This is a genomic window from Confluentibacter flavum (assembly GCF_002843175.1).
Classification (GTDB): domain Bacteria; phylum Bacteroidota; class Bacteroidia; order Flavobacteriales; family Flavobacteriaceae; genus Confluentibacter; species Confluentibacter flavum.
Genome location: NZ_PJEO01000051.1, coordinates 19,562 through 36,308 on the forward strand (window position 1 = coordinate 19,562; position 16,747 = coordinate 36,308).

13 protein-coding genes and 1 pseudogene are annotated in these 16,747 nt (G+C 37.0%); all 14 read left to right on the forward strand.

The features are described 5' to 3' along the window. Positions 1-9 precede the first annotated feature (9 nt). The 14 genes and pseudogenes from CSW08_RS13810 (at position 10) to CSW08_RS13875 (ending at position 16,722) form a co-directional block, all read left to right on the forward strand. Positions 10-1,350, forward strand: coding sequence for a Gfo/Idh/MocA family protein (locus tag CSW08_RS13810; RefSeq protein ID WP_106660459.1), 1,341 nt, complete (start codon positions 10-12; stop codon positions 1,348-1,350). Between the two features lie 7 nt (positions 1,351-1,357). Next, positions 1,358-3,658, forward strand: a complete 2,301-nt coding sequence (locus CSW08_RS13815; RefSeq protein ID WP_203226903.1) for a GH92 family glycosyl hydrolase — start codon at positions 1,358-1,360, stop codon at positions 3,656-3,658. Between the two features lie 334 nt (positions 3,659-3,992). Continuing rightward, positions 3,993-5,309, forward strand: a complete 1,317-nt coding sequence (locus CSW08_RS13820) for an alpha-L-fucosidase (protein ID WP_106660461.1) — start codon at positions 3,993-3,995, stop codon at positions 5,307-5,309. A 222-nt stretch (positions 5,310-5,531) separates the two neighbouring features. Then, positions 5,532-6,716 (forward strand): Gfo/Idh/MocA family protein, encoded by a 1,185-nt coding sequence (locus CSW08_RS13825; protein WP_106660462.1) that lies wholly within the window; start codon positions 5,532-5,534, stop codon positions 6,714-6,716. A 63-nt stretch (positions 6,717-6,779) separates the two neighbouring features. Then, on the forward strand, positions 6,780-6,983 hold the full coding sequence (locus CSW08_RS13830; protein WP_106660463.1) for a hypothetical protein: 204 nt from the start codon (positions 6,780-6,782) through the stop codon (positions 6,981-6,983). 67 nt (positions 6,984-7,050) lie between these two features. Continuing rightward, the gene (locus CSW08_RS13835; RefSeq protein WP_106660464.1) at positions 7,051-7,653 is read left to right on the forward strand and encodes a 3-keto-disaccharide hydrolase; all 603 of its coding nucleotides are present in this window, start codon (positions 7,051-7,053) and stop codon (positions 7,651-7,653) included. Positions 7,654-7,661: 8 nt separating this feature from the next. Next, positions 7,662-7,831: pseudogene (locus CSW08_RS18400) on the forward strand (GMC family oxidoreductase); the annotation flags it as partial. 160 nt (positions 7,832-7,991) lie between these two features. Then, positions 7,992-9,860 (forward strand): hypothetical protein, encoded by a 1,869-nt coding sequence (locus CSW08_RS13840; protein WP_157831495.1) that lies wholly within the window; start codon positions 7,992-7,994, stop codon positions 9,858-9,860. Positions 9,861-10,046: 186 nt separating this feature from the next. Next, positions 10,047-11,375, forward strand: coding sequence for a sugar MFS transporter (locus tag CSW08_RS13845; protein ID WP_106660466.1), 1,329 nt, complete (start codon positions 10,047-10,049; stop codon positions 11,373-11,375). A gap of 63 nt (positions 11,376-11,438) precedes the next feature. Further along, positions 11,439-12,428, forward strand: a complete 990-nt coding sequence (locus CSW08_RS13850) for a Gfo/Idh/MocA family protein (protein WP_106660467.1) — start codon at positions 11,439-11,441, stop codon at positions 12,426-12,428. An 11-nt stretch (positions 12,429-12,439) separates the two neighbouring features. Continuing rightward, positions 12,440-14,368, forward strand: a complete 1,929-nt coding sequence (gene nagB, locus CSW08_RS13855; protein ID WP_106660468.1) for a glucosamine-6-phosphate deaminase — start codon at positions 12,440-12,442, stop codon at positions 14,366-14,368. 19 nt (positions 14,369-14,387) lie between these two features. After that, positions 14,388-14,717 carry a hypothetical protein gene (locus CSW08_RS13860; protein ID WP_106660469.1) on the forward strand — a complete coding sequence of 110 codons (330 nt, stop codon included), beginning with the start codon at positions 14,388-14,390 and terminating at the stop codon, positions 14,715-14,717. A gap of 13 nt (positions 14,718-14,730) precedes the next feature. Beyond that, on the forward strand, positions 14,731-14,979 hold the full coding sequence (locus tag CSW08_RS13865; RefSeq protein WP_157831496.1) for a hypothetical protein: 249 nt from the start codon (positions 14,731-14,733) through the stop codon (positions 14,977-14,979). Between the two features lie 1,404 nt (positions 14,980-16,383). Further along, entirely contained in the window at positions 16,384-16,722 is a 339-nt protein-coding gene (locus tag CSW08_RS13875; protein WP_106660472.1) for a single-stranded DNA-binding protein, read from the forward strand. Positions 16,723-16,747 lie beyond the last annotated feature (25 nt).

A 16,747-nucleotide genomic window follows, 5' to 3' on the forward strand; every position in this document is an offset into this window, starting at 1 on the left:
TATAAATTTATGGGAGGGCGAAGAGATTTTATAAAAAAAACAACGGTAGCTGCTATTGGTTTGGGACTACCCAGCAGTATCAATGCCATGACTGCTAAAAGTTATAATAATATATTAGGGGCAAATGATCGGATTCATGTTGCCATTCAGGGTTTGGGAAGACGATATGGAGCATATATCCCTTCCATCGCAGACAAGCGAACTAATGTACGCCTAGACTACCTATGCGATGTTCGGGATAGCCAATTAGAAAAGGCAGTGAAAAGAGTGGCCGAAAATTTAACATATAATCCCAAACAGGAAAAAGATATTAGAAAAATATTAGAGGACAAGGATATCGATGCGATTTTTATGGCCACGCCAGACCATTGGCACACACCAGGAGCTTGTATGGCTATGAAGGCCGGGAAACACGTGTATCTTGAAAAGCCATGTAGCCATAACCCTCATGAGAATGAAATTGTGGTCGCATTTCAAAAGAAATATAACAAGGTGGTGCAAATGGGAAACCAGCAAAGGTCTGCCATTCAAAGTATTGATATCATTAATAAAATCCATAATGGTATTATAGGCAATACCTATAAAGCAATAGCTTTCTATGCTAATGGTAGAGGGGAGATTCCACATCCTGTAGAAGCTGCAATACCTGAGGGCTTAGACTGGGACCTTTTTCAAGGACCAGCTCCAAGAAAATCGTACCTCCACGATTTATGGGACTATAATTGGCATTGGTATGGATGGGATTATGGGACCGCCGAAATGGGTAATAATGCAACACATGAACTGGATATAGCCAGATGGGCATTGGATGTAAAATATCCAGAATATGTAGATGTGATTGCTGATAAAAATTATTTTCTGGATGATGGATGGGAAATGTATGATACCATGGAAGCAACTTATAGGTTTCCCGATAATAAGATCATTCAATGGGATGGTTGTAGTCGTAACCGTTATTCCAAATATAGTGGTCGCGGTCGTGGTACCATTATCTATGGCTCTAAAGGTTCGGTAATGATAGACCGAGGAGGCTACGAAGTTTACAATCTTAAAGGGGAATTGATTAAGGAAAGTAAAGGTGGCAATGAAGAGGGTCTCGCATTGGGAGGCGGAGGAGATATGTCAACGAATCACGCCGTGAATTTCTTCAATGCAATCAGGTCAAAAGAAGCTTTGAGATCACCTATTGAAGAGGGCGCTATTTCCCAAATGTTGACGCACTATGCCAATATATCCTCTCGAATCAAAAAAGGCTTTAATGTGGATGGAAATACAGGAAGAATATTTGATAGGGAAGCCATGGGACTTTGGAAAAGAACTTATGAACCAGGTTGGGAACCAATATTATAAATAGAAAATGAAACCGCTTCTCAATTGGAAATTCTATTTGTTTGTATCATGCTGTTTTTTAATGCTAAATGTAAGCTGTCAAAGTACCGATGACACCAAGAAAAATTTAGCTTATGTGGATTATGTATACCCGCAATTGGATTCGGAAAATTCAAGATGGTTTTTCTTCTCTTCCGCCTGTCGTCCTTTTGGAATGGTGAACCTAAGTCCGGATACGGAAATTGATGGCGCTTGGGGCAGCGGATATCGCTATAAGGTTGATACGATTAAGGGGTTTAGTCATATTCATGCATGGCAACTTTCCGGAATTTCGGTTATGCCTATCGATTTGAAGAAAATTGATGAGAAAAGTTTGTATAAAGATTATTATTCTTCCTTTGATCACGCTAAAGAAAAGGTTTCACCGGGTTACCACAAACTTTATCTTGATAGGTATGATATCGATGTAGAGCTGACCAGTACAAAAAGAGTTGGATTCCATAGATACCATTATAATTCTGATAACGGGGCCATTCTAATCAATCTAAGTGGTCAATTGGGGCCATCAAAAATAGTTGAAGGATCGTTAACGCAAATTGAACCTCGGGTTTTAGAGGGAGAACTTACCAATGCACCGACCAGGAGAAGGCCCAAATCTACTAAAGTATTTTTTAGAATAGTTTTTGATAGAGATATTAGGGAAATATCAACTTTAAAAGGTGGTGGAAAATTCTTAGTAAAGCTTAACGAAAGCAAAGGACAAGTGAAGATGAAGGTGGCGCTCTCATACACTTCCTTGAAAAATGCAAAGTTTAACCTGGATCAGGAATTGCCACACTGGGATTTTGACCAAATTGTGGAAGAATCCCGCTCTGAATGGAATCAACTGTTAGGTAGGATAAAAGTGAAAGGAGGTTCACACGAACAAGTACAAAGATTTTATACGGATCTCTGGCATGCGTTACAAGGTCGCCGAACCATTAGTGATGCCAACGGCTATTACCCAGACAATACAACCGATACCTTTAAGATTAAACAACTTCCTCTGTCCAAGAATGGAAAGCCATTGTTTGATCATTATAATTCCGATTCATTTTGGGGAGCTCAATGGACAATTAACACGCTTTGGCAACTGGTTTATCCAGAAATAGCCGAGGCTTTTGTTAAGTCCCTTCTCCAATATTATAAGGATGGAGGCATGGTGCCTAGAGGCCCTTCTGGAGGAAATTATACTTATGTGATGACTGGGGCAAGCAGTACGCCGTTTATAATTGGTGCTTATCAGAAAGGTATCCGTGGATTTGATTTTGAGATGGCCTATGAAGCTCTAAAGAAAAACCATATGCCCGGGGGAATTATGGACAAGGCGGGTTATGAACACAAGACTAAATTGGGAGGCGGATTGAATTACTACATAGGGCAAGGTTATGTGCCCTATCCGATTCCAGAAGGGAAATTTGGCTATCATCAGAACGGCCCATCCCTTACTTTGGAGTATGCCTACCAGGATTGGTGTCTTGCACAATTTGCCAAAGCGCTTGGGAAACAAGAAGACTATGACTACTTTATGACCCGATCGAAAAATTATAAAAATGTATTTGACCCAACTACTGGCTGGGTTCGTCCCAAAAACCAAATGGGCGAATGGCTTGAGCCCTATGATCCATACAAGCATGGAGCTGGGTTTTCCGAAGCAAACGGTGCTCAGAACACTTGGTTTGTACCGCACGATTTAGAGGGTCTCGCTCAACTTATGGGTGGTAATGACAAAGCAATAGCAAAACTCAACCATCAATTTGAAGAAGCCAAAAAATTAGGTTTTACCATAGGTACTTCAATTGACCAAGAGCACCATCCAGAATACTCACGTATACCCATAAACTATGGAAATCAGCCTTCTATACAAACAGCTTTTATCTTTCAACATTTGGGAAGACCTGATCTTACACAGTATTGGGTAAGTCAAGTCGTCAAGACCGTATATGAGGAGTTGTCCACTGATCGTGGCTATAATGGAGATGAAGATCAGGGATTGATGGGGTCACTTGCTGTTTTAATGAAAATAGGATTGTTTCAAATGACGGGTACGGAATTGAACCCGGTTTATCAAATTACGGGCTCGAGTTTTAATCGAATAGAAATTGAATTGAACAAAGATTATTATGAAGGAAAAAGAATTGTTATAGAAGTTGAAAACAACGGGGAAGAAAACTGCTATATAAAATCTGCAAACTTCAATAATAATGGGATGAAGAGTTACACATTGGACCATGAACAATTGGTAGGAGGTGGCACTCTTAAATTGGAAATGTCATCAAAACCTAAATAAAAGAATGAGCACTACATCAATAGCATTTTTCATAAGATTATATCTTTTGTCCAATTGAATTCACAAATATAAGGTCGCTAATGTATATGGAAATGTTATGGAATCATGTGGTTTCAATCCAAAAAAGGTTATTCATGGCCGATTCCTTAGAGGGAAATTTTATAAAAAGACAAATTTTAGTACTAAATGTAGAATATTAATATGGCGAATTCAATATTTCAAAAAAGACAGTTTTTAAGTATTCGATTACATAAAACCGAATCAACCTCTTTACGGGATTGATATTTGGCATGACCCTATTATTAACAATAATTAAAAAAAATAATAAAGTACAATGAAAAACTTAAAAGAGCAATTATTACTAGTTCTGTTTCTTTTTGGCTTTTTTCTTCTAGAAGCACAAGAGAAACCATTGAACCTGAATAAACCAGAGCGTGAGGAATGGTTTACGAATCTAGGCCTTGGTATGTTTATACATTGGAGCTTTGATGTGCAATTAGGTATGGTGATTAGCCATAGTATGGTCGGGGCTTCAGATGACTATCTAGATCGCTATGTCAATGAGCTTCCTAAAACCTTCAACCCAAGTTTATTTGATGCTCGTGAATGGGCAAGAGCAGCTCGTTTGGCAGGGATGAAATATGTGGTATTCACAACCAAACACCACAATGGATTTTGTATGTACGAAACGAAGACCACAGATTTCAGCATCATGAATACGCCCTACGGAAAGGACATCACAAAACAAGTGGTGGATGCTTTTAGGGAAGAAGGATTGGCAATAGGATTATACTATTCTCCTGATGATTTTTACTTTTTGTACAAACAGGGCACTCTGATTTCAAGGGAAAGACCAGAGGCACTTGCGTCGAGGAATGAGGCGCTGAATAGTTATGCTAAGGAACAAGTGAAGGAGTTGATGTCAAATTATGGAAAGATCGATATCTTATTTTTTGATGGCATGGAACAATATGCAAAGACAGAATTGGCCAAAATGTGCTGGGAGATTGATCCAGATGTTGTAGTGACCAGAGGCGCCATTGAAACCCCCGAACAAGAAACGCCAAATACAGCAATTCCATCTCCGTGGGAGGCATGTTATACATTTGGAGACCAATGGCAATACAGGCCAACGAATGAAAATTACAAATCGGCCAATGATGTGATTCGAAAGTTAATAGAGATCAGGGCTAAAGGAGGAAATTTCTTGTTGAACTTTGGGCCTGACGAGCTAGGAAGGTTTCCTCAGGAACAAAAAGGAAAACTGAATGAAATCTCATTGTGGATGTTTATAAACCAAGAAGCCTTTGAGGATACGGTTCCTTTCAAGGTGACGAATGCGTCAAATATCTGGTTCATGAAAAAACGGAACGAGAACACCGTTTATGTCTTTCTTGAAGAAGAAGACTGGGTTTTAGGTGAACGAAAGATATTCAACCTAAAATCTTTAAAAGCAAACGAGAATACCAAGATTTCAGTTTTAGGACATAATAGTTTAGTTCTTGAATACAATCCCAATGTAGATCCGAAACCCATTGTGAAGAACACTGATGATGGTATTGGGATTTCGGTTATGAGGGCACAAAGAATTTATAATGACCGTAAATGGCCCAATCCAATTGTAGTGAAGTTAGAAAATATTGATTTTTAAGGATGGAAAATATTAAATAAGGGGATTTAATAGTGCATAAATCATAAAATTACCGGTCACCATATAAAAATGAAGAAGGAGAGTATTGTAAGAACAGACATTAATTATTAAAACACGATTGTCATGTTAAAACATTTACACTTTTACTACTATTTATCACATATCATATAATAGTAATAATTATCCATCAAATTTAAAAAAAGACTTAAATCATAACAATACATGAAAAGAAGGGAATTTATAATAAAAGGGTCTATAGCTTCAGCGGCTATAGGTACATCTGCATTGGCTATGGGTAATATGCTTGATTTCAAAAATGCCAACGAAACTTTAAACATAGGTGTTATTGGTACAGGTGACAGGGGTACAGGAATGATATCAAATATCAATAGAATTAAAAACCTTAAAGCAATTGCTTGTTCTGATGTTATACCTTTTAGATTGGATAATGGCTTAAAAGCAATAAACAGTAAAGCAAAAGGCTACAATGATTATCGTAAATTATTAGATAATAAAGATATTGATGCCATACTGGTATCTACACCATTTAGCACGCATTCACAAATAGCTATAGATGCGCTAGATGCTGGTAAACATGTTTATTGTGAAAAAACAATGGCAAAGGGCTATGAAGGTATTCAAAATCTTGTAGAAAAGGCAAACCAATCCAGCACTATATTTCAAACAGGTCATCAATATCATAGTTCCAGATTATATTCCCATGTGGTTGATCTTATTAAAAATGGGAAAATAGGAAAAATAACCGCTTTTGAATGCCAATGGAACCGCAATGGAAATTGGAGACGTCCAGTTCCAAAACCAGAGCAGGAAAGAGCTATTAATTGGCGAATGTATCGTGAGTTTTCAGGAGGTTTGCTGGCCGAACTTTGTTCGCATCAAATAGATTTTGCAAACTGGGTATTAGATGAAATGCCAAATCAAGTTATGGGAACTGGTGGTATTGATTATTGGAAAGATGGACGAGAAACTTATGACAATATTCACTTGATTTACAATTATCCAAGTGGCGTAAAAGCAACATTTACTTGCCTGACAAACAATGCTAAAGATGGCTATAAAATAAAGGTAATTGGTGATAAGGGGACTATTATACTAGATTATGCTAAGGCATGGTTTTACCCAGAAGGGGACAATAAAAAAGAAATGGGAACTTTAGATGGCGTTTCTGGAGCGACAATAAAATGGGAACAAGGTATGGGAATTCCCATTGAAATAGTACATAAAGAACCTAGCGAACAAGCCTTAATTGATTTTAGGGATAACATTAATTTAAATAAAACACCAATCTCCAATGTTACAACTGGTGCCAATACTGCTATTTGTGTGCAGATGGGACTGGATGCTATGTATGGTAATAAAATTATTAGCAGCCCTGTTTTTTATTGATAAAAAACATCATATTTTAAAAGCAAAACATAGAAGGCTTGCTAATATATATATATTAAAATAATGTCGTTGCGCTTGAATAAAATAAATGGACAGATGATCATTCAGGGAATGGCAAAAGAAGGTTCACAATCGCACATCCATATGATAGTTAGTAATGAAAAGAGACTGAATCGGTTAGGGGTAAACTATCAAAAGATTGATGGGGAAAAACTGGCATGTCAATGGAAACCAGAAGATTCACCTGAAAACGAAGTGCTTGAATAATGATGTAACTGGCATTATAGACAAACCAGGTTAGGACAAGACAGAATTAATAAAAAAGTATAATAAAATGAGAAGAATAGTTTTAACAGGTTTAGTAATGGTTTTCAGTTTCGGATTTCAATTGCATGCCCAGAAAAAATCGTTGTTCAATGGAAAGAATTTAGATGGTTGGACAAACTATGGTACTGAAAAATGGTATGTTGAAGATGGCTTAATGGTTTGTGAAAGTGGCCCAGATAAGGAATATGGTTATTTGGCAACAGACAAACATTATAAAGATTACGTTTTAACCTTAAAATTTAAGCAAGAAGCTAATGGTAATAGCGGTGTTTTTATTCGTTCAACAGTTGAAGGAACTAAAGTTTCTGGTTGGCAAGTAGAAGTGGCTCCAAAAGGAAAGCACACTGGTGGTGTTTACGAATCTTACGGTAGAGGATGGCTGATTAAACCAACTGCTGAAAAAGAAGAGGTATTAAAAGAAGGAGAATGGAATTCCATGAAAATTAGAGTGGTTGGTAATGAATTGACTTCTTGGTTAAACGGTGAAGAAATGGTTGCGATTTCTGATGAGAAAATTGGAAAAGGAGTTGGTTCTATCGCTTTACAAATTCATTCAGGAGGTGGAATAAAAGTGAGATGGAAGGATATTAAGATTAAAGAAATAAAATAGTTTTATTAATGAAGAAGAACGAACTGTATGACACAATTGTTATCGGCACAGCAATATCTGAAGGTTGTGCAGCGAAGGAACTTTGAGAGAGAGGGTTGAAGACTTTAGTCTTGGAGCGCGGTCGGATGGTGAAGCATATTGAAACTATCCAACAATGAATATGGATCCTTGGGATTTTTAGAATAGAGATGAGTCCTAAAGTAGATGCTAAACAAGAAAAACAATACAGTTATTGAATTATATAAATATTCAGACAAAAATGATACTTATCAAACGATATGCAACATAAGACTAAGATGAGATATAAGATATTATTGTCCATTATCATTGTCTTATTAGTGATAATTGGAGTGGATTTTATTCGTATTTCACAATATGAAACCTATCCAGTCGAACCTAAACAGACCATTAAAACTAATGAATCCGAAATCTATTGGGATTTAGTTAATGGAGATACGAATGTTGACTGGGAGCGACTTAATGGTACATTAGAGTATATTGAAAGTGAATATGACTGTGCTGATTTCAGGTTGGTGAATCTTATTAGAATAATCTATGAATTTGAGAACAAAATACCCCCTGCTTATAAGAAAAAGACAGAAGATATACTCTTTAATTTTCGTTATTGGTTAGATGAGCCTGGAGAAAACTCAATGTGCTATTGGAGTGAAAACCACCAGATTCTGTTTGCATCAGCCGAATATTTGATTGGAAAAAAATATGCAAATACTATTTTTCCCAATAGTGGATTAACAGGTCGTGAACATAAGGAAAAAGCTAAAGTTCGCATACTTGATTGGTTAATGATGCGATGGAATTATGGTTTTACTGAGTTTTATTCGGAAGTATATTACAAAGAGGATATTGCTGCGTTAATAAATCTGATAGACTTTGCTGAGGATAAAGAAATCACGGAGAAGAGTAAAATGATATTAGACTTGCTCTTTTATGATGTAGCAACACAAAGCTATAAAAATATGTTTGTTTCTGTTAGTGGTAGAGCCTATGAAGGTAACCGTAAAGGCCCTAGATCACTTAGAGGATTAACTGAATATTATTGGGGCAATGGAAAGGAAATTGGCGCAGGTATGATGTATGGGTTAATGCTTACAGATAAATATGAATTGCCACCGGTAATAAAAGAGATTGCACTCGATAGTTCTAATGTAGTCATTAAACAAAGTAATGGTCTTGATATTTCAGAACTGCAGGTGGAAGGCTATTATGAAAAAGATACACGTAGCCTAATGATGCAATGGGGTATGGAGGCTTTTGTAAATCCAAGTGTAGTACGAAATTCACTGTCACATATACGCTCAAACCGTATGTTTTCCAATGATTTTTTGAGTGAGTTTAAGGTGCTTGATTTCTCCATTTTAAGATTTTTACATCTTGAACCATTCGTTGTGAAGCTAATTAACCCTCAATATAATGGCACAGCTATTCAAAAGGGTAATACCTATACGTATAAAACAAAGGACTATTCATTATATACCGTACAAAACTACCAAGTAGGTGACTACGCAGACCAGCATCATATCTCTGGTATGAATATAGGCAATCATTTTGCAATTTATCATTGTCATCCAGCAGTTGAAAAAGATGTTAAAATACATTCACCTAATTACTGGGTAGGATATGGCCATCTTCCTCATTCCGTTCAAGAAAAAAATGTAAATCTTTCGATATATAATATTCCTAGCAAAAAGGGAATGATGGAAAAAGAATTATTGAACTACACCCACGCATATTTTCCCGAAGAGAAATTTGATACCATTTTGTTGGCTGGTAACTATGTTTTTGGAAAAAAGGGAGAAGCCTATTGTGCATTAATAGGAACAAATGGATTTAAATACAGAGAGGGCACAAAGGATGACATAATCCAAAAAGGGAGAATTACATTTTGGATTACAGAAGCAGGTTCAAAAACACAAGATGGTTCTTTTGAGGACTTTGTAAACCGTATTAGAAACAATAAAATACAATTTGAAGAGAATAATCTTGAATTATATTATTATTCTAATGGTAATAAATATGAATTAAAATATAATTCTAATTTTAATGTGAATGGAAAGAATATAAACACAAACTATCATCATTTTGATTCACCCTATGTTAAATCTGAAAGGAAAGCGGAAACTTTAAAAATCAATATGAACGGCAAATCACTTTTTCTTGACTTTGAAAATTTGGTAAGAGAATATTAAATGTAAAAAAAATGAAGTTGAGCCATAATTACTATAAAATAAATTATCAAGAACATCATTTAGATCGTGTAAAAAATCAATTCAAATTGGTTAAAAGTTTTGAAGGGAAACATGATGAAATTCAACAAATAATGGAAATATGTTTTTAATAAAAGTAGATGTTATTTAATATTTAAACTCAACTATATGTCAGATTCACAAAAATTATCAACTCAAGCAAAGTACACAATTCCCATAATTATTATTGCATGCTTATTTTTTATTTTCGGTTTTGTAACATGGATTAATGGAGCATTAATCCCCTTTATGAAGACTATTAATGAGCTTACCGATGCTCAATCCTATTTAGTTGCTTCGGCATCTTACATCTCTTTTGTGGTTATGGCATTGCCGGCTTCTTATATTTTAAATAAAATAGGGTATAAAAGGGGGATGTCTTTAGGATTAATAATAATGGCTATTGGCGCTTTAGTATTTATTCCAGCAGCAGAAGCCAGAACGTATTGGGTGTTTTTAACCGGTATTTTTATTCAAGGTGTTGGAATGACTTTGCTACAAACAGCAGCCAATCCATATATTACCATTTTAGGCCCTATTGAAAGTGGAGCAAAGCGAATTGCCATTATGGGGATAGCGAATAAAACGGCAGGTGCATTAGGGTCTTTGATTTTTGGAGCCTTGTTATTGTCAGGAATAGACGAGGTCAAAGAAAAATTGGGAACGGCTACCATTGAGGAAAAAGGAATCCTGTTGGATACGATGGCTGATAGTGTTTTTCTGCCCTATTTGGTTATGGCAATTGTTCTATTTCTTTTAGGGGTATTGATAAGAAAAGCGCCGTTGCCTCACGTAGAAGCCGAAGAACCAGAAGTGACAGCTGTAGGGAAAAGCACAAAAACCAGTATTTTTCAGTTTCCACATTTATGGTTGGGCGTTTTGGCGTTGTTTGTGTATGTTGGAGCAGAGGTTATTGCAGGGGATACTATTATTGCCTATGGTATATCCTTAGGGTTTACTGGTGAAGAAGCCAAGTTCTTTACAACCTATACGTTAATGGCTATGGTGGCAACCTATGCTTTGGGTGTGTTTTTAATTCCAAAATATCTTAAACAAAAAACAGCTTTAATAACTAGTGCTATTTTAGGTATTATATTCAGCATTTGTGTTTTAAATACCACAGGCTTTACTTCTGTATTGTTCGTGGCTGCTTTAGGGGTTGCCAATGCTTTGGTGTGGCCTGCCATTTGGCCATTGACGCTAGCGGGTTTGGGCAAGTTTACTAAAACAGCTTCTGCTTTGCTCATTATGGCTATTTCGGGTGGAGCCATCATTCCGCCTTTATATGGTAGAATAGTAGATGCTAATAAAGTAGAACTTTTAAAAAATGGTATGAATGAATCTGAAGCATTAGCATCATCTGCTACAATTAGTTATTGGATTTTAATACCATGCTATGCTTTGATTCTGTTTTTTGCCATTTGGGGCCATAAATACAAAAGTTGGTCAAAAAAATAATTAATGAAGTAATAAATTTTATAAAATTTTTAAAAATATTGAAATTATAGTTTTGGGAAAAGGATGGGAAAAATATTTAAATGGGGAATTATTGGATGTGGAAGTGTGACTGAGGTCAAGAGTGGGCCTGCTTATCAAAAAGTAGAAGGATTTAAATTACATGCCGTGATGCGTCGTGATGTTACTAAAGCTGAAGATTATGCTTTAAGACATGGTGTACCTAAATTTTATGATAACGCAGATGATTTGATTAACGACACTGAAGTGGATGCAGTGTATATTGCAACTCCACCAGATTCCCATATGTATTATGCCCTTAAGGTAGCGGCTGTTGGTAAAATTTGTTGTATTGAAAAACCTATGGCACCAAGTTATGACGAGTGTATACTGATTAACAACGCATTTGAAGAAAAAAATATTCCATTATTTGTTGCCTATTATAGAAGGTCACTTCCAAGGTTTGAACAGGTTAAATCATGGCTTAAAAAAAATAAAATAGGAACTGTAAGACATGTATATTGGCATCTAAGCAAGCCAGCAAATACAATCGATTTGTCAAAAGAATATAATTGGCGTACTGATATTAATATTGCTTACGGAGGTTATTTTGATGATTTAGCATCTCATGGCATGGATTTATTCATTCATTTATTGGGAGGCATTAAAGAAGCTAATGGAATAGCGATTAATCAGCAAGGTTTATATGCGGCTATGGATGCCATCACAGGAAGTTGGATTCATACATCTGGAGTAACAGGTTCAGGTAGCTGGAATTTTGGAACTGAAAAAAGAGAAGACCTTGTTCAAATTTATGGAGATAACGGAAAAATAAGCTTCTCCGTTTTTGAAGAAGTACCGATTGTATTGGATTATGGAAGTATTAAAGAAAGTGTCAATATTGAAAATCCTGAAAACATTCAATTATTCCATGTTAAAAACATAAAAAACCATTTGTTTCAAGAATCCAAACACCCATCAACAGGAAGTACTGCATTGCATACTTCATGGGTGTTAGATAATATTTTAGGAAAGAACATTAAAAACAAACATTAAAGATTATAACCATGTTAAAGAGTAGTATAGACAAAGCCACAGGATTCGAGAAAAGATTTGAAAACATAGGTACCATCGTTTTTGAAAACTCTACTATGGCATCAAAAGCTGTTGCAAAAGAAATTGCAAATTTAATTAGGGTAAAACAGGCACAAAAACAACCTTGTATATTAGGTTTAGCAACAGGGTCTTCGCCTAAAGGATTATATGCGGAACTAGTTCGCTTACATAAGGAAGAAGGATTAAGTTTTAAAAATGTAGTATCCTTTAATCTAGATGAATATTACCCCATGGAACCAGATTCTGTAAATAGCTATGTGCGCTTTATGAAAGAACAATTGTTCAATCATATAGATATTTTACCAGAAAACTACAATATTCCCGATGGATTATTATCAAAAGAAGCCATTGCTGGGTATTGCGATGGCTACGAAGCTAAAATAGAAGCCCTGGGCGGTATGGATTTACAGATACTGGGTATTGGAGGCAATGGACACATAGGATTTAATGAATCTGGATCACTTCAAAATTCTAGAACCCGTTTGGTGGCTTTAGACCATATAACAAGAGTGGCGGCAAGTGGTGATTTTTCTGGACTGGAGAATACCCCAAGAACGGCTATTACTTTGGGAGTGAAAAAGATTATGGAAGCCAAAAGAGTCATCTTATTGGCTTGGGGAGAAGGAAAATCCAATATCATAAAAGCTTCGGTTGAAGATACGGTAACCAATTTAGTGCCCGCATCCTATCTGCAAGAGCATAACAATGCCACCTTTGTATTAGATCAAGCAGCGGCTTCAAAACTTACCCGCATCAATACACCTTGGCTAGTTGAAAAAATTGTTTGGACGGATAAACTTATAAGAAAAGCGGTTTTGTCCTTAGCACTTTATTTAAAAAAGCCGATTTTAATGCTTACCGATGCCGATTATATAGAAAACGGTATGAGCGATTTATTGGCTGATTCTGGACCTGCCTACGACATCAATATAAAAATATTCAACAAGCTTCAAAATACCATTACAGGTTGGCCTGGAGGCAAACCAAATGCCGACGATAGCAAACGACCGGAACGTGCAGAACCCGCAAAAAAACGTGTGATCATATTTAGTCCACATCCCGATGATGATATTATCAGTATGGGCGGTACTTTTAAACGTTTGCATGAACAGGGGCACGAAGTGCATGTCGGTTATCAAACTTCTGGAAACATTGCTGTTGCAGATGATGAAGCACTGCGTTTTGCCAGTTTTGTATGTGATTACAATGATAAGTTTGGAATAGAAAGTGCAGAAGCAGAAACTATTTATAAAAAAGCAGCTGAATTTTTAAAGAACAAAAAATCCAGTGAAATTGATACACCAGAGGTTAGACATATAAAGGGATTGATACGAAAAGGAGAAGCACGTGCAACCTGCCATTTTATCGGTATTCCAGATGAACAGATACATTTTATGGAATTGCCATTTTATGAAACAGGTGCCATAAAAAAGAATCCTATAGGTGTAGCTGATGTAAAAATAACTTCAGATTTAATCGAGAAAATCAAACCGCACCAAATATATGCCGCTGGCGATTTAGCTGACCCTCATGGCACCCATAAAGTATGCTTGGACGCTATTTTTGAAGCCGTAAAACAATTAAAACCTAAAAAATTCATGAACGATTGCTGGGTTTGGTTATACAGAGGCGCATGGCAAGAATGGGGCATTGATGAAATTGAAATGGCCGTACCTATGGGGCCCGACCAAGTATTGGAAAAACGAAAAGGTATTTTCAAGCATCAATCGCAAAAAGACGGAGTGGTATTTCAAGGTAGTGATAGTAGGGAATTTTGGCAACGTGCTGAAGACAGAAACAATGAAACTGCCAATTTGTACCATGAATTAGGCTTGTCACACTATGCTGCTATGGAGGCTTTTGTGAGGTGGCATTACTAATATTTAAAACCAAGGTAAAATGGATTCATTAAAAAATAAATTAGATAAGAATATAGAAACTTTTGATGATCCAATATTTCATTTCCGCCTTAAAAAAGTGGAAATTATTAAAAACCATGGTGTTTATGATAGGATGGTTAATTGGGTTAGTGGAGAATTTGATTTATACCTTAAAGATGAATCAGACATTCTGAAAGTGTATTTTCCCAATGGATGGTTTCTTATTAAGAGTTTTAATGATGAAAATAATAAGAAAGTCATAGAAATAAAAGTGGAAGGGAAATCAAGAAAAGGATGCCAAAGGATGATGAATCAATTGGAGCGTATTTATAATCATGTGTTGCTATGAAAATAATGGGGTCATGCTTGATAGTAATTTAAATAGTGCGTATACCAACGTAGGTAAAATCAGGATCTTAGGTTTAGAGGTTTGGACACAATTTAGCACGACCAAAAATTGGAGCAATTTTATAGGCGCTAACATGTATAATTATGCTACTAATGGTGTTTTTGTTTTTAGACATCGTGATGGTATTACCAAACCTTATGATGTTAATAGCAGCAATATCAAATATTCGGTTAATATAAATTTTACTTATTCATTTTGGTAAAACACCACCTCTGGATTTAGTTTAATTATTTATCGGAAGCCAATACGCCACAAGGAGCAGATTCCACTTTGGAAGTACGTAAATCAGTGATTGAGGAACAGATTGTACAATTTGAACTTTAATGAAATTAATGCCTTCAAATGTGAAAGCCTGCTCGCAAGAGTGGGCTTTCTTTTTTAATCATAATGGATGCCCTGCGTTACGGGTCTATCAAAAGGTAGATGGGCAGAATGAAAAATAATTTGCGTCTATATCATTGCTAATAAAATATCGCTGAACACCTCCGATTTACAGCATTTAGTTTTATTTGGCGTGTCACCGCCCGCATTCTGCCCACGCACAACAGCCTCCGCAAAAATGTAAGCGGACCGGGTCATCCGCTATATCTTTTGTGGATCTAAGGGGCCACAAAAGGATGCCGCTTCTACCCCTCACGCTATATGCCGTTCAGAAAGTGGTAGTTTAAATAGTGCCCTCAGCCCATTCCCCTGCATTCCGACAAGCTCCATTTCGGGAAAAGCGCTTCGGGAAAGGATCTTGGACACAACCTCAAAGATTCCGATTTCCATTCCACTTGCCCACTTGTTCCCGAGAAAATTCGGGAAGCGTTCAAACTCCATTCCAATCTCCATCTTTAAGGTCAAGTCCGCTTTAAATACTACTCCAATAGTATAACCCGATTTATAAACCGTTCAGCACATTGCCACTACATTTCGCGAAAAGCTTCATTTCGGGCAAAGAGCTTTCCTAAAAAAGTCTTGGACACAATCCCCCGTTTTGGCTTTCCACTTCGCTACCCCTTACCGCTGCTCTGGGAAGTATAGCCTGTCCTGAGCGTAGCCGAAGGGCTCCGTTCCCAAGCCAAAACCGTGAATTAAGTCCGCTTGTAATCGGAAGGGCAAAGCTTCCGTTTTCTTAACAGAATTAACGGCAAATCCTTCTTGGGCCTTTGCTCGATAATTCTTAAAAACGGAAGCTTTGCCCTGCACATTTTAAGGGGTTTATAATGTATGGCGCCCTGTCTTATTTTTCGGGGCATCGAAAAACAGGCAGGGCATAAGCACTGCTAATATAAACCCATTTGCTCCCGTCGCTTAACTGCCTGTACACTCAGGTCGCAAATGCGTTTAAAAGCATTGCTAATGTCCTAGTGGAACTTGTCAAGACCTTGCGGGGTTTTGAAAAAAAATAAGGTATCTACTTCCTTGAAAATCCAAGGATTTTGCTACGTCGCAGACACTCCTGATTTGTTTTCCAAAAGTCTTGACAAAACCCACGCCATCCATGGTGCTGCGCTTGAGGAAATCGAACAACGCACCCCTTAAAATGCAAACCATTTTAGAACAAAAGGGGGCATAGTATGAACCCTGTCTGCCGACAAGGCAGGCTTTAAATTTTTTATTTATGAGTACACTAAGAAACAAAGTACAGTTAATCGGGAACGTTGGACAGGAGCCAACCATTACCGTTTTGGAGAGCGGGAAGAAAGTTGCCCGCCTGTCATTGGCAACCAATGAATCCTACAAGGACAACAAGGGGGAAAAACAGACCAACACCGATTGGCACAACCTCGTGGCATGGGGCAAGACCTCTGACATTATCGAGACCTACGTAACCAAGGGCAAGGAGATAGCCATTGAGGGCAAATTGACCTCCAGAAGTTACGAGGACAAGGACGGCATAAAACGCTATGTTACCGAAGTGGTAGTGGGTGAACTGCTCCTTTTGGGAAGTGCCGAATAATTTAAAATGAAGAGGGTGTTCCCTT

Coding starts and splice junctions, on each gene's coding strand:
- CSW08_RS13860 (WP_106660469.1), top strand. CDS start 14,388: ATGGATTCATTAAAAAATAAATTAGATAAGAATATAGAAACTTTTGAT.
- CSW08_RS13850 (WP_106660467.1), top strand. CDS start 11,439: ATGGGAAAAATATTTAAATGGGGAATTATTGGATGTGGAAGTGTGACT.
- CSW08_RS13875 (WP_106660472.1), top strand. CDS start 16,384: ATGAGTACACTAAGAAACAAAGTACAGTTAATCGGGAACGTTGGACAG.
- CSW08_RS13825 (WP_106660462.1), top strand. CDS start 5,532: ATGAAAAGAAGGGAATTTATAATAAAAGGGTCTATAGCTTCAGCGGCT.
- CSW08_RS13830 (WP_106660463.1), top strand. CDS start 6,780: ATGTCGTTGCGCTTGAATAAAATAAATGGACAGATGATCATTCAGGGA.
- nagB (WP_106660468.1), top strand. CDS start 12,440: ATGTTAAAGAGTAGTATAGACAAAGCCACAGGATTCGAGAAAAGATTT.
- CSW08_RS13835 (WP_106660464.1), top strand. CDS start 7,051: ATGAGAAGAATAGTTTTAACAGGTTTAGTAATGGTTTTCAGTTTCGGA.
- CSW08_RS13845 (WP_106660466.1), top strand. CDS start 10,047: ATGTCAGATTCACAAAAATTATCAACTCAAGCAAAGTACACAATTCCC.
- CSW08_RS13865 (WP_157831496.1), top strand. CDS start 14,731: ATGCTTGATAGTAATTTAAATAGTGCGTATACCAACGTAGGTAAAATC.
- CSW08_RS13810 (WP_106660459.1), top strand. CDS start 10: ATGGGAGGGCGAAGAGATTTTATAAAAAAAACAACGGTAGCTGCTATT.
- CSW08_RS13820 (WP_106660461.1), top strand. CDS start 3,993: ATGAAAAACTTAAAAGAGCAATTATTACTAGTTCTGTTTCTTTTTGGC.
- CSW08_RS13815 (WP_203226903.1), top strand. CDS start 1,358: ATGAAACCGCTTCTCAATTGGAAATTCTATTTGTTTGTATCATGCTGT.